11 protein-coding genes and 2 pseudogenes are annotated in these 12,719 nt (G+C 54.6%); 4 read left to right on the top strand and 9 right to left on the bottom strand.

The genetic code is table 11. From position 1 onward, the window contains the following. The first annotated feature begins 157 nt into the window (after nucleotides 1–157). Nucleotides 158–1,066, top strand: a complete 909-nt coding sequence (locus U5G49_RS14345) for a hypothetical protein (RefSeq protein WP_193445537.1) — start codon at nucleotides 158–160, stop codon at nucleotides 1,064–1,066. A gap of 245 nt (nucleotides 1,067–1,311) precedes the next feature. On the opposite strand, the gene U5G49_RS14340 is transcribed toward U5G49_RS14345, so the two are convergent. The 5 genes and pseudogenes from U5G49_RS14340 to U5G49_RS14320 all read right to left on the bottom strand — a co-directional run bounded on the left by U5G49_RS14340 (nucleotide 1,312) and on the right by U5G49_RS14320 (nucleotide 5,548). Then, complete coding sequence (locus U5G49_RS14340; RefSeq protein WP_193445538.1) at nucleotides 1,312–1,884, bottom strand: hypothetical protein; 573 nt, start codon at nucleotides 1,882–1,884, stop codon at nucleotides 1,312–1,314. A 269-nt stretch (nucleotides 1,885–2,153) separates the two neighbouring features. Then, nucleotides 2,154–2,606: a GNAT family N-acetyltransferase gene (locus U5G49_RS14335; RefSeq protein WP_077120320.1), complete on the bottom strand. Its 453-nt coding sequence runs from the start codon at nucleotides 2,604–2,606 to the stop codon at nucleotides 2,154–2,156. Then, nucleotides 2,603–2,806: an OB-fold nucleic acid binding domain-containing protein gene (locus U5G49_RS14330; RefSeq protein WP_168317885.1), complete on the bottom strand. Its 204-nt coding sequence runs from the start codon at nucleotides 2,804–2,806 to the stop codon at nucleotides 2,603–2,605. The genes U5G49_RS14335 and U5G49_RS14330 overlap by 4 nt, the downstream gene beginning before the upstream one ends. 617 nt (nucleotides 2,807–3,423) lie before the next feature. Next, complete coding sequence (locus tag U5G49_RS14325) at nucleotides 3,424–5,094, bottom strand: P-loop ATPase, Sll1717 family (RefSeq protein WP_193445539.1); 1,671 nt, start codon at nucleotides 5,092–5,094, stop codon at nucleotides 3,424–3,426. A 194-nt stretch (nucleotides 5,095–5,288) separates the two neighbouring features. Continuing rightward, a pseudogene (locus U5G49_RS14320) lies at nucleotides 5,289–5,548 on the bottom strand (DUF982 domain-containing protein). Between the two features lie 459 nt (nucleotides 5,549–6,007). Here U5G49_RS14320 and U5G49_RS14315 point away from each other — a divergent pair. Further along, nucleotides 6,008–6,946, top strand: coding sequence for a sialate O-acetylesterase (locus U5G49_RS14315; protein WP_193445540.1), 939 nt, complete (start codon nucleotides 6,008–6,010; stop codon nucleotides 6,944–6,946). Nucleotides 6,947–7,305: 359 nt separating this feature from the next. Then, the gene (locus tag U5G49_RS14310) at nucleotides 7,306–7,572 is read left to right on the top strand and encodes a DUF982 domain-containing protein (protein ID WP_193445541.1); all 267 of its coding nucleotides are present in this window, start codon (nucleotides 7,306–7,308) and stop codon (nucleotides 7,570–7,572) included. 64 nt (nucleotides 7,573–7,636) lie between these two features. Here U5G49_RS14310 and U5G49_RS14305 read toward each other — a convergent pair whose 3' ends face one another. Both U5G49_RS14305 and U5G49_RS14300 read right to left on the bottom strand, forming a co-directional pair. Beyond that, on the bottom strand, nucleotides 7,637–7,855 hold the full coding sequence (locus U5G49_RS14305) for a hypothetical protein (RefSeq protein ID WP_246289264.1): 219 nt from the start codon (nucleotides 7,853–7,855) through the stop codon (nucleotides 7,637–7,639). Between the two features lie 168 nt (nucleotides 7,856–8,023). Further along, on the bottom strand, nucleotides 8,024–8,269 hold the full coding sequence (locus U5G49_RS14300) for a BON domain-containing protein (RefSeq protein WP_193445542.1): 246 nt from the start codon (nucleotides 8,267–8,269) through the stop codon (nucleotides 8,024–8,026). A 244-nt stretch (nucleotides 8,270–8,513) separates the two neighbouring features. Here U5G49_RS14300 and U5G49_RS14295 point away from each other — a divergent pair. Continuing rightward, nucleotides 8,514–8,630, top strand: a pseudogene (locus U5G49_RS14295) (DUF982 domain-containing protein); the annotation flags it as partial. Nucleotides 8,631–8,748: 118 nt separating this feature from the next. On the opposite strand, the gene U5G49_RS14290 reads toward U5G49_RS14295, so the two are convergent. Together U5G49_RS14290 and U5G49_RS14285 are read right to left on the bottom strand one after the other, a co-directional pair. After that, nucleotides 8,749–12,150 carry a TM0106 family RecB-like putative nuclease gene (locus tag U5G49_RS14290; protein ID WP_193445544.1) on the bottom strand — a complete coding sequence of 1,134 codons (3,402 nt, stop codon included), beginning with the start codon at nucleotides 12,148–12,150 and terminating at the stop codon, nucleotides 8,749–8,751. Nucleotides 12,151–12,272: 122 nt separating this feature from the next. Next, nucleotides 12,273–12,539: a hypothetical protein gene (locus U5G49_RS14285; protein WP_193445545.1), complete on the bottom strand. Its 267-nt coding sequence runs from the start codon at nucleotides 12,537–12,539 to the stop codon at nucleotides 12,273–12,275. Between the last annotated feature and the right edge of the window lie 180 nt (nucleotides 12,540–12,719).

The following is a 12,719-nucleotide window of genomic DNA, read 5'->3' as shown; positions in this document are numbered from 1 at the left end:
TGACACTTTATATATGACGTTCGCGCCAAGGGTGACTGCAGGCTGATAATATTGTTCACCCAGCGGCGCTGAAGATGACTAAGCATCAATGCGGATAAAATGCACAAGTAGGTGAATTTGCATTGGCGCGGCTGCGCTAAAGGGGATGGAGTGATTGATGATCTCCAAGACGTTGTCTGCCCTGCAAATGCTTTCCGCGTCTCTGCGAGCCTTGATGTATATCATCATCGTCGTCAACACATCGGCCTTCCTCTATACCATGAGTACTTTCGTATTTTCTCCTTCGCAGGTTCGCATGGGAGAGCTGCGCGAGCAGTTGAAGTGCTGGTCCGCTCGCGACTATCAGGTAAGAATGGCGGAGGCCTGTAGGGAGTACGACCAATATCTCGAAGGCAGTAGAACGAACCCGCGAGATCCGCCGACCGCGCCTGACTGGCAACTGACTAGAACCGCTTACTTGCTCAACAAATACACAGACGAGGTTATAGCGCGAAACAATTATCAGATCCCAATTTTCGGCATCGCCGTTGATCGGAATTATTTTTGGCTTTTGAATGCGCTCTGGGGCTCTATTCAGTTGCTCATGATCTTGTCGATTTCAACGCGTATCCGAGAGTGTTTGCTGTCGGCGCGAGGATTGCCTGACGTCGACTCGCTGGATCTGCGGTTGATGAGAGCGACCGCCATTCTCGATCTCCAACCGCTTGGTCGGCCGGTTGAACTATTCGGCAAACTACTTGTCGTCGCGGCGATGTCGCTTCCGTTTGTCGTAAGCGTGATCCTTTGGGCGGATGACCTATATATAACTGATTTTTTTAGCGGGATGGAAATCTCTAAGGCGATCGCTGGCTTCCTCAGCGATGCATCAAGGCACCCCGGTTTCAGCTTGGCGGCAGGCGTTGTCGAAACATCCGCCGTTGCCGGGCTGGCGTGGTTGACATTCCTCTCATATCAGGCGCTTAGCAAGATGGTCGACAGTTATGACGAACTGCCATCTTTTAGCCCCGCGTCGCAATTGCCCAGAGGGCCTTTTCCTTGGCAGCGTTCGTCGAAAGCGACTCTTTGATAGAGTGAAGACCGGCGTTCTGGCATCTCGGATAGCCGGAACACAAAAATAGAATCGCCGCGACGTCCCGCCCTTTCCTGGATTGCGCAAGATAGTACGAGCACTCCAGGTGTCTGCAGTCTGGTGAAGAAGCGGCGTTTGTGGTTAGCGCTGTTTGCTTCGCACCTTGACCATGCACGTATTGCGGTTTCGAATAATACCGCTGTGATAGAGGTGGCAACAATGCGCCGGTTGCGGGCATTTTACTACCGGCTTCCATCGCCAAAGAAATGGGCCTCTGTGACCTTAAAACCCAGCGGACTATCGCGATATGAGCGTTGTTTGCCTGGTGGATCGCGCTCGAACACTTCCCGCCCCACGGGGGTGTTCAGCCATGGCAACCTATCGCGCAGGACTGTTGACACTGGCTCGTCGGTGATCTGAATTTCGAGCCCGGTGATACGCACCCCCGGAAAAACCTTATCCAGCCGCCTCGGATCGATTTCAAATATGGTCTTCGGCTTGCTCTCGTCATGAAACGATATCATGGCGGGATATTCGCTGCCGCTGAACGTTTTCAGCCGCATCCATCCAGAGGCTTTTCTCATGGTTTCGAAATCCTCGGTCTTTAACATTCCAATGCTGCTTTTAATGCCGAGGGTTAAAAGGATGGCGGTTTCCCAGAACTGGCTCAAAACGCCCTGCTTCTCATGCTTCACGGGCAGGAGGTAGAACGTGCCTTTCCCCGGTATGTCTGCGATAAGCGCCTCACCGTACAAGCGTGTTGCACCACCGGCACCGATCAGACTGTTGGTGACGCGTGCATAATGAACTTCCATCACCGTGGATGCTTGAAACGGTCTACCGTCTACTTCTAGCGATGCGATTGCACGGTACCGTACTTTCACCTTCTCGCCGGACTGGCATCCAGCCAAAGGTAAAGCTGTAAGCGATGCGAGAAGACTTCGCCGCGTTATAGCTTTCAAAGGATGCCCCATTTGCGTTTAGTGGGGTCTTTGTAACTGTCAGGCGTTGGGGATGAGTTAAGGGGCGATCAGCAATTTGTAGAATATGAAGTCCCCTTCGGGCCGTCAGCGGACTTCAGCCGTCATTGCTTGCCACGAAAGATGTGGGTCGTGTTATCGCGCTCAATTGGGATAAATCCAATCGTTGGCCAGAATGCTTCCGCCTCTGGGCCCGCGGTATAAAGTACGATCGGGCGATCGAAAGCTTTCGCATGTTCAAGAACAAATAACGCGATCTGTCTGCCAACCCCTAGCCTTCGATAGGCTGGCCGAACGTAGAATCGCCTCATACGCAGCCAACCGCTATCCATGAAATCCTGTGTCGTGCCGCCAATACCGGCGACCTCACCATCGATTGTGGCAAGAGCTAGAATTTCCCCTGGGCGCTCAAAGCGATTGGCCCCGCTGCGCCATTCGTCTTGAAGCACAGAAATCATCTCGAAGCCTTCTGCCTCCGCCTCTAGCAGCAATTGATCAAGCTGGTCGGGCAGCTCTACAATCTGCCTAACCACAACAGCATCACGGTCGCCCATCATCCGAATTCCACCTCTGTCAGCGCTGAACCTTCTTTGCTTTGGGCGAGCTGAACCTTTCCTGTCTTGTCGCGCAGAACGATAAAGCGCATCCGCTTTTGGTCGCGAATGGCGTCGACAAATCCATGAATTGTAACGCGATGCCCAATGCAATGGGACAGGTCGGCAATGGCTGGATGGCTTAACGATAAAGTATCAGACATGACTTTCTCCGGAAAAGCCGGGAGGAAAAGCCAAAACCTGAAGCCCTTCCGAAACCGGCAGGGCTGTGATGATCAGTGAGCTACGCTAAAATGCGCACACGCCGTCCACGACCCCAAAGGGGCCATTATTATTGACGGCGATGTTACGCTGCGTGCTCATGTTCGTGATCTATGCATAACGGCAGGCCAATGTAAATTACTGAGCGGCGCAAGTATCCGATTTTCGGAAAGAGAAAAGTTCCCGAACGCCAGAAACGAGGATCAAAACAGCCTTTTTCGATGCTCATGAACATGTCGTCTTTTGGCGCATTGTTGCCATCTCCATCACAGCGGTATTACTCGATACGGCAATGGCGCATGGTCAAGGTGCGAGGCAAACAGCGCTAACGATCAACATAGAGTTGCGAAGAAACTATTGGGGCTTTTGGATTCAAAGCAAGCGGTCACGGCCTGAGCATGCCATGAACGATGAATTTTACCGCCTCATCGTTGTAGATAGACGAAGTCTGCGACGTCAGACGTTTCGCTTTCAGGTGTTGATCTTCGGGCCGCGTGCCCGCAGGTGTCAGACTCGGCATTCCCCGCGAGGAGCCGAATTCGTCCGATCTGCGAACCGTTCACGCATTCGATCTCTGAGGCTCGTCTTGAACATTCAGCGCCCGATGAAGCATAGGGTGGATATGAATTTTCGTATCCAAGTCGATAGAATCGGGGCTTATTACAGGAACATCCTGAAACGAGTAGATATATCGCTCGCCAGATGAGGTTTTTACTCCGATAGCGCCGATTCGATACAGCTCGCTCACAAGCGTCCGGACTAAGGGAAGGCTCGCGACCTCAGCGCCATCGCGAATATAGCGGTTGACGCCAGCTCCAATGGGGTCGCTCTCCGTGATGCCTCTCTGATCAATATTGAGAGCGAACTCATCGAGAAAGGCTTTGTCGGAGATGTCACGAGAAGTGAATCGGCCTCGCCTGTTAGCCAATAGCTTAAATGCTGTTGACAGCGAAGGAAACGCGCTCTGCCACTCCGAAATGAGAGCTTGCATACGAATCCTAGAATACTGAGATTCCGCTTCCTTGATTATTTTCGGGGAGACTTCAGTCTTTCCCTGCGCTTTTTGAAAACACTCGTTCACGAATGAAATTACATCACGGGGTCTCTTCAACGTTCTTTCAATGATGTAATCCATCGGCTCCTTATTGCCGATCTTGTTCCTGAAAATGTCGTCGAAGGTGACGTTTTCAGAGGTGTATTTCTTCTTATAAAGCTTGTTTATTCGCCGTTGCACCAGCTCTTTGAGTTGGCTATTGGTCCAGACAACCCGTAGGAAGTAGTCGTCATATTTCTCGCGTTGAAAGCCAATATCTCTGTTGTCTTGAACAACGCGTTCAAGGACATCCTCGCGAATTGCAACAACAATCTTTAGGCGTGATAGTTTATTGAATGATCTTAGGCATTCGATCAATGCTCGAATTAGGTCAAATCGGATTGTTTCATCGACCCATTTTTCGTCGAGTTTATCAATGAGGATGTAGAACGATTTCTTATATTTCCCATCGTCGGAGTCGTACGTTGAAAGAAGGTCCAAAACCTTATTAAGCTCAGCAAGTTGTTCCGCGTTGACGATCCGCTTTGCTCTCGCGACCAGTTCCGATTTCTTCTCGCTGCTCAAAGTACGAGAATATCCCGCGCGGGCGTTGAATTTTTCGACCTCTGCAGAAAGCTCGGTGCTCACTTTCGATTCGAGTTTCGCAGTTATTTCCTTGATGTTCTCATCCATTGTGATGAAGAACTTTCCTTCCCATTCGGAAAGATACTTGAGCGCTGACTGCCGCCGACCATCCGATCTAAAAAAGTCTCGAAACCAGCCAAATACTTGGCGAGAGTTCTCGTCATTTTTCACTTCGTAACGCAGACGAATAAACTCTAGGCATAGAACGTGCTTCCACAGAGCCTGGAAGAACAGGTCTAGATCAATATTGATGGATTGCAGGAAGCGAATGATGTTCGAATTTGCAACATAATCCATTGAGAGCCCGGACAGGTCTATAACGGACGAGGTATCGGCGAATTGTTGATTAATCTTTCTTATGATAGCGGTCTTGCCGCCACCGGTTCGAGCTAGGACGAACATCTTCGAGTTGGTGACGTCACGCGTGACATCCAACGCCGGATGATCGACAAAGCATTCAAACAGAAATTCGTCGTCTGCTTCGGCTGAATTGTTTCCGATACTTGTGTCCGGCCGGATAACTACCGGGTTCGCCCTAATATCTCTGGTCATCGCACCGCTTGTGCACTCGCCTCACTGCACGAGATAGTGGCATGGTTTTTTCGATGTGTCTGCTAAGGATTGCAGACGGTAGACTGTAATTCACTGCTTTTATTAGGAGTGGCTTTTACGCAGGGAGCGAGGGCTTGCCACATGCCGGATGGGATCGGAGAAGCCGCAGCCAGCCGTTTTTTTACCGATTGTCATCAGTGAACGACTGTTAAAGTAGCGATCCCCGCCTCGTGGGCCGCACGTAAAAGCGCTTCCCGGAATTGTTCTGGAGCAATGTGTCCGCCCATTGCGTCGATGCAGGCCTTTATAGCCGCGACATATTCCACATCGTCATCGGATGGCCAATCTTCAGGCTGAATGCTGCATCGGCAAGCGTACGTACGATCTTGTGCGTTGCCGGATCGCGCTGAGCTAGCCCGACCGGCGCAAATGCCGACGATGTGTTCAATTTCATTGTCCTCGACCCTCAAGGCACGGATTGCGGTCCCCAAGAGCTATATACGCGCGGACCTTAAATCTGGATTTGAAGAATGTGAACGATGGTTGCCCGTCGCGGAGCTGCCGCCTGAAAAGAGAGAGGGCGCTCTACGACCTCATGCCGGAGCGCCCTGAGCTGCATCGGCATTTGTTGCGATAATTGACGACGGCAGCAGGGCATCTAGATGACGGAATTCGAGCCAAATTGCAATTCCGTCATCGCAACCACAATCAATAACGTTCCTCATTGAGCGCGCGTCGTTTGGCAATCGAGATCAATTTCTCGAAGTGAGTAGTAATCCTACCTTCGCGGCTAGTGTCCTCCGTTTTCCAGCCGAATTTCTACGTGGCGGTGCAAAGGAACCTTCATGGCTGGAACAGCTTTGATCGGTACGATAGGCTCCGTGTCATCGGATGATGTTTGAAGGGTAACGGCATGCGCAAAACGCTGGCAGTCGGCCTAGCCGCTTTGATCGCCATGTATTTTCTCGGCGGCATGAGCGCGAGACATGAGGTCTTTCCTTGGCCACAACTTTCCGCGATGAGGAAAGTGGTTGTTGGAGAGAAGCCGGCGGCCCCAAGCCGATATAGTTTCGACGACAAGGAACGCCTCATCGGGGATGAATCAAAAACCTCTGTGACCTGCCCCACTCAAACCGATCGAACGGCTGTCTTGCTCATTCTTGGCCAATCGAACGCGGCCAACGACGGTGGACAACGGCACAGGTCAAATTATGGCGCTCGCGTCGTCAACGCCTTTGACAAACGGTGCTTCATCGCAGCGTCGCCACTTCTTGGATCGACCGATACCAAGGGAGAGTACTGGACGCTCCTTGCGAACAATTTGATCGCATCGGGACAAAATGACAGCGTCATCCTCGCACCGCTCGCATATTCCGGATCTGAGGTCGCACGATGGGCGAAAGGCGGTGACCTCAATCCCGTGCTGGTCGATACAGTGAAACAGCTTCAGGATTCCGGATATCGGATAACGAGCGTCCTCTGGGTGCAAGGAGAGAAGGACCTTGTTGTCGGCACCACTGCGCAGGCCTATCAGGAACATTTCATCTCGATGGTGGACACATTGCGTCAGCACGGCGTTGAAGCACCCGTTTACATTTCGATCGCATCGAAATGCCTCGAACCGAGCAACGGCGGCTTCAAGGAGCATATTCCGGACAATCCGATTGTACGGGCGCAACTGGCCCTGTCAAAAAGCAGCCCCGGTATCCGAGAGGGCGTCAATTCCGACGCGTTGCTCGACGGAGAAGACCGCTACGACGATTGCCATATCGGCGGCACCGGCGCGGAGAAAATGGCACGGGCGTGGCTGAACCTTCTGCGCGGCGATTACCGCCTGCAAACTTCGCGATAATCTTCGCTGAACCGGTTTTCGCGCTCGGGCGAGGACTTCCTCAGAAGGCGACGCAGCGACGTTCCAAGAAACGATCTTGACGTCAGCGGCCCAGGAGTTTGTTGAAGCAATGCAGAAGAAAGAAGCAGCGCACGAAGGCAGTTCATTTCGATAACCCCTCAAGTCTGCGAAATGTGGTTGCGATGTAATACTTGCAATGTAGGGGAGTAGTACCCGATTAACTAGAACTTTCGGTTGTACTCTACCCGGGCTAAGTCGTAGGGATGTACCTATCGGTCACAGAATCTTCAGTTTCGAATTTTAGCAACTATGCTTATAGTTCGGTCAGACGAGGCAATATTGGTTCCTTGAGGGTCGCAATGTGCTGGAATACATCGTCGGCGTTCACGCCGGTCGGGCTAGCTCTGCGCTGTAAGAGAACGCGCAAGATCGTACGGACGCTCGGTGATGCAGCGCAAATCCTGATCAAGGAGTGGCCTTCGGATGACGGCGAGGAATATATCGCTGCCGTTAAAGCCTGCGTCGATGCGATCAGTGGGCAGATTGCCCCCGAACAATTCCGTGAGGCGCTTTTGCGTGCGGCCGACGAGGCGGGTATTGCCGCTCTAACTGTCGTTCGCCGATAACAATAAATAGGCTGACATAGCGGTGCCAGAACGCAATTAATGCTGGATGACGGATGCATTCGCGCTATGATGATTTGGTTGGTCTTTGGGGGCCAGCTTGGGAGATGTTTACGCTCTCTGCCTCTGTCTGCGGGGGTGGGAATTGGGCCTGCTTTCTGATTTCGCGATTGACATTGATGACCTCGAATTCCTCCAGGCGATCCTCGTCGATGCGTGCAGTGAGCTGAAGATTTCTCCAGACCATCAGGGCTTCGTGACGCGGATCGTTGACCTGCGCTCCCAAGGTCACTCCCGGGAGGAAATCCTTCAAAGTCTTAGGGTGGAGTTCGCGAGACTCCCTAACTGTGGACGTAATGCCATTGATCCATGAGGACTTTGGTGATCGGATCGAAGTGCCCGCAACGCGGACTGTGCACTAGGAGTCAGTTCTGTCATTATCCCCGGCGTGTGGCTAGCTATCTGTCGTCGGGTCGCGGTCCTGCATCCTGTCGTGCACGTTCTCCGGACCCGCGATCAAAGCGGCGATCGCCGTCGCCTTCTCCCGATCACCGTAGCCGGCCACATAGCCCTCCAACAAGACGCTTCTACCCACCATGCTCACAGAGATGGACGAGCTTTTCAGTTCTGATTCCGAGGACACCGCGGCCTGCACGCTCGCGAGCTGATCGTTGGCTAGACTTTCCGGCTCAAAGGTCATGGCAGTCCTCCTTCGTGATAGGAAGGTAACAACGGACAGGTAATTTGGTTCACGATAGGGGACATAGGTCCGAGAAGGCTGTGGGCCGCCCCGCAGTCGACCCGGGAGCCTTTTATGAGGCATTGGTCCGCCCAGAATGTCGGATCGGCAAGTTGGCCCGCTCGGCAAGAAAGGCATCCGAACATACAGGTATGAGTGGTGTCGTCCAACTCCCTCTTATGGATGAATCCTATGATCCTCCGTATACAGGGCTGCTGTGAAGACCTGCCTGGATGCCATTCACGGGAATATCCCGGCCACGGTCGCAGTTGAGGCACTCATTCGCGCTGCGGAGGACGCCGGGATTGCACTGATAGAATAGCTCCGCGTGCATTGCGTCTATGTAGGCCCAGCGCGCGGGATTTTTGGACCAGAGCACATCGCCATAAAAGAGAGGCGGTAGGCCCATCTACCCACCAATAGAAACCATTCGCCAATCTCTAAATCTCCACGACCTCAGCCATCTCGAGGTACCTACAGAAGGCATTTGCGAGCTGCATTTGGCGAGGCGTCTTGCACTCTACCTCGAACAGCTCTGGCGACGCGATCAGGATGGCCATGCATTTTGCCCGGCTGATGGCCACGTTCAATCGGTTTGAACTGTAGAGAAATTCCATTCCCCGAGGTGCGTCTGCGTAGCTGGACGTGGCCGTCGAGTAGATCGCGATCGGGGCTTCTTGACCCTGAAACTTGTCGACCGTCCCGACGTGCGCGCCGGGAATGCGTTTCTGAATCTCGAACACGTGGGCGTTGTAGGGTGCGATGATGTTGATGTCTCCGAGCGCCAGAGGTCTGGTTACACCCTTGCGGTCGGTCCAATGCATTTGTGAACCCAGTATTGTTTCGACGATCTGAGCAACGGCGTCTGCTTCTTCGATGGAACGCGACTGATTGCCGGAATGGCGAACGGGGACATAGCGCAAGCCAGTGCCTTTGAAAGGGCCTGCCGAAGCTGTCCCCTGGACGCTGCAGGCCTTCTCGGAGTCGAGTTTGCCTTCGTAGAACAGTTCGGAGTTGAAGGCCGTGATGTCAGGGTGGAGCCGCCAAGTCTTCCCGAGGAAAAGACCCTGCTCAGGTGCGATGGTCTTCTGTCCCCGCAGAAGATGGTCAAGAGCGGATACTCCCGTGCCATCAGGATGGGAGCCTTGCGTTGGTTGCTCCAATTGTTGAGGATCGCCAAGGAGAACGAGTGTCGATCCTGCTTGCGAGACCGCCAGCACGTTCGCTAGGGCCATCTGCGCGGCTTCGTCCACGAACAGCACGTCAACGCTGCCTGCGGCGTCCTCGCGAGCCCAAAAGAAGGAAGTTCCGCCCATCAACTTCACATCGCCGGACCCGATCGCCATTACCGCCGTCCCATTGTCCACGTAGAACCGGACGTCGTCAGTGTCCTCCACCTTCGAAGAGAGTTTCTGGCCCGCTTGCACCTTGGTGCCTTCTTCCTTGGCGACCTCGATCGTTTTGTCGATCAGGTGGCGGATGACCTTGTGGCTGTTGGCCGTGATTCCGACCCGCTTACCCAGTTTCAGCAGAGTGAAGATCATATGCGCGGCAGTGAATGACTTCCCGGTCCCCGGTGGCCCCTGGATTGGAAGCACGCCACCCTGAAGCTGTGGCGCGATGCGGACCGCGCAGGTCAGGGTGTCTTCCCCATCCCTATGTAGCGGCTCTGCGACCCGAGGCGGTTGGCGCAGAAGCAGATCGCGGGCAGCTTGATTAGGTCCGATTCCCTCTATGCCATGGTCGGCAACATACTCGCCGAGCCGCAAGAGCGAGTTTTCTTGCTCGGGGGTGCGGATGAGCGTGTGAGCAAAGACCCCGTCAGGATGGAGATCAGCGGACTTCTTGCTCTTCCTGACATCAAGCGTTCGAGCATCCTGCGAAGTCGCCACCACTTTGCCAAAGGTCTCTCCGCCGGCGGCGCGAAGCTCGTCCTCCTCACGGATTTCCGTATCCTGCATATCGAATTCATAGCGGTCGGTCGGCATACCGCCCTTTGTCCGCTCGACCGTGCCTACGAACCGCAGCCCGCCCAATGCCGCCTTTTCGTCCAGCAGTTCCTCCGCGGTCAGGTCGCAAAGCCGGAAGTACTCCCACCAGCCTGCCTTCGCCTCCCGGCGGTGCCAGCCGAGGCTGTGGGCGAGAATCCACCTCCCGTGCTCGGCGGGTGTTCTTTCCGCGGCGTCGACCGGCACATCCCGTGTCAGCCGCTCGATGAGTTCGGCGACGCGCGCGTCGCGCTCTGAGACGCTTTCGCTTGGTTCTTCGTTCTCGGGGGAGGGGCGGTCGATGACGGTGCCTGAAGCGATGGCATCGGTGCGGAGCCGTTCGAGCCAGCCCCGCAATGCTTCTGTTGATCGGCAGTCGTCGTCGTTGTAGGCGGCAACCACCGTTTTTGTGTCGTCAGATATCGAGCGGCCGTCGTCGAGTTCCAAAGCCACCTGAAGTGCGGAGAGCGCGACGTTCGCATCTCTCAACGGTGTCGAGCGCTCGAATCCGTAAAACGGCTCCAACTTCTTGATCGAGTAGCTCTCGACGCTTGCCCGAATGGCATTGCGAACGACGCTGTAGAGATCGACGAGCACGTTGCCGCGCAGGAGATTGTCTACCTCACTTTCGCGCGTGGCATAGCGCCCCATGAGCCGCTTCAATGTGGCCGGCTCATATGGAGCATAGTGATAGATGTGGAGGTCCGGGAATTGTGTGCGGCGTTCCGTGACGAAGCCCATGAACCGCTCGAAAACAACCTTCTCGGAGTTTCGGTCAAACGCCCAATCGGCAATGCGAACCAAATTGCCCGCCTCGTCACGATAGTGATATCCGAATAGGTACTCGAGCCCGTGCTCGCCGATGAAGGGATCGCCTTCGATATCGAAGAAGATGTCGCCGGGCGATGGTTCGGGCAGCCGGCAGAGCCCGGTGGCCGGTATCACTTCGAGCATTTCGAATTGCCGCTCGCCAGCCTCTCGGGCGCACACCTGGATGTAGGCCTGGGCTCTCGCTTTTTCGAAGCTCGCAGGAGAGCCGCGTTCAGGCTTCCACGGCATCGGCGAGGGGAGGTTCGCGAACGCCTTTGTCGTCATAACAGAGTGCGCCCGCAATTCCGCAATCTGGGTTTTCGAGATATTGGCGACAAGGCACAGATGGTCGTCGTCGCGTCTCCTGGCGTCGCACTGCTCGGCCCATCTGCAAATGTCGCAATGTTCCGTCGGCTCCGGGTAACGATCCCCCCGTCCGGCAGCCGTAGCCTCCTCGGTGGCCCTCCGAACCTTCCTGAAAAAAGCGGCAAAGTCAGAGACGCGGAAGGTCTGCGGCTCGAAGTTGGACCAGGGCACAACGACGTGCACAAACTCCGGCGCAATACCCTGCATAGTGTGGAGAAGTTCGGCGTAAAGGCTTAACTGAAGCACCGTACCGCCTTTGGTCTCTCGGGAGAGCTTCGTATCGATGATCTCGTACGACCATGGACCCAAGTCACTGCTTCGTTCCACCCTTCGCAGAACGTCCGCCCTCCCGATCCATCGGCCGTCGCGAAGCGCCGCCTGCACCACGATCTGCTGCCCTGAACGCATCGCGTCCATGGTCGCGCCGACGCTGTCATCGTTCACGTCAATGCCGTCTATGACGGTAGCATCGAGGCCTTGGGTTTTCAGATTATCGATGAATCCCTTTTCATGCTTCAGCCCACGCTCCCTCAGGACCTCGAGCAGCGGGTCCCAGTGGACTGGCTTGGCCAAAGCTCCTTCCGCAACCTGGAGATCGAGCGCCGTCAAATGGCGACAGCTCAGATGCCCGATCAGATCATGCGCGCTGAGGATGAGTTGAGTGCCGATTCGCTGCATGATTCAACTGTAACGAGTGCGAAGCAGCTTGTCGAATCTTCGGACACAGTGAGTCGTCGCACTTGTGCAAGAGGTGGACTGGGAAGCCCAGCACCAATCAAGACGAACACTGTGAGAGGTCGCTACTCGCGAACTTCGAGACGGTCTCCGTATTTCAGGGCGAGCCGCCTGCAATCTTCGCAATCAAGATCGATGCCGTCCAGTGTGACTGTCGCAGCCGCCGTGCTGCAAACACACGGATCCAACTTGGCGACACGAAGAATGGCGTTGCCAAGCAGCATATCACACGGAGCATGCTCTACTTCTGGGCCGCCGACGCTGTGCGTAACAATCCCCCGCACCGTGGCAAGCCATTTGCGCTTTCGGATGATATTTCTGTCCTCGACCATGAGCGTGCCTCTACCGGAACCCGGTCATCTCACCCCGAATTGACCGAGTCATTGCTAGGAAAACCCGTTCAAGAAATCCTTGTTCCGGGGGAAACCACTCAATCAGGTCGATCGAACCACTGCATTGTTGCTGTTGACTTGGGCAATTTTTCGCTCGGCTTGTAGATGCTCTTTGACAAT

The sequence above is a fragment of the Rhizobium indigoferae genome (genome assembly GCF_034554815.1).
Lineage (GTDB): Bacteria > Pseudomonadota > Alphaproteobacteria > Rhizobiales > Rhizobiaceae > Rhizobium > Rhizobium leguminosarum.
This window is presented reverse-complemented; position numbering and strand designations above follow the sequence as displayed.

Coding starts and splice junctions, on each gene's coding strand:
- U5G49_RS14345 (WP_193445537.1), top strand. CDS start 158: ATGATCTCCAAGACGTTGTCTGCCCTGCAAATGCTTTCCGCGTCTCTG.
- U5G49_RS14340 (WP_193445538.1), bottom strand. CDS start 1,884: ATGGAAGTTCATTATGCACGCGTCACCAACAGTCTGATCGGTGCCGGT.
- U5G49_RS14335 (WP_077120320.1), bottom strand. CDS start 2,606: ATGATGGGCGACCGTGATGCTGTTGTGGTTAGGCAGATTGTAGAGCTG.
- U5G49_RS14330 (WP_168317885.1), bottom strand. CDS start 2,806: ATGTCTGATACTTTATCGTTAAGCCATCCAGCCATTGCCGACCTGTCC.
- U5G49_RS14325 (WP_193445539.1), bottom strand. CDS start 5,094: ATGACCAGAGATATTAGGGCGAACCCGGTAGTTATCCGGCCGGACACA.
- U5G49_RS14315 (WP_193445540.1), top strand. CDS start 6,008: ATGCGCAAAACGCTGGCAGTCGGCCTAGCCGCTTTGATCGCCATGTAT.
- U5G49_RS14310 (WP_193445541.1), top strand. CDS start 7,306: ATGTGCTGGAATACATCGTCGGCGTTCACGCCGGTCGGGCTAGCTCTG.
- U5G49_RS14300 (WP_193445542.1), bottom strand. CDS start 8,269: ATGACCTTTGAGCCGGAAAGTCTAGCCAACGATCAGCTCGCGAGCGTG.
- U5G49_RS14290 (WP_193445544.1), bottom strand. CDS start 12,150: ATGCAGCGAATCGGCACTCAACTCATCCTCAGCGCGCATGATCTGATC.
- U5G49_RS14285 (WP_193445545.1), bottom strand. CDS start 12,539: ATGGTCGAGGACAGAAATATCATCCGAAAGCGCAAATGGCTTGCCACG.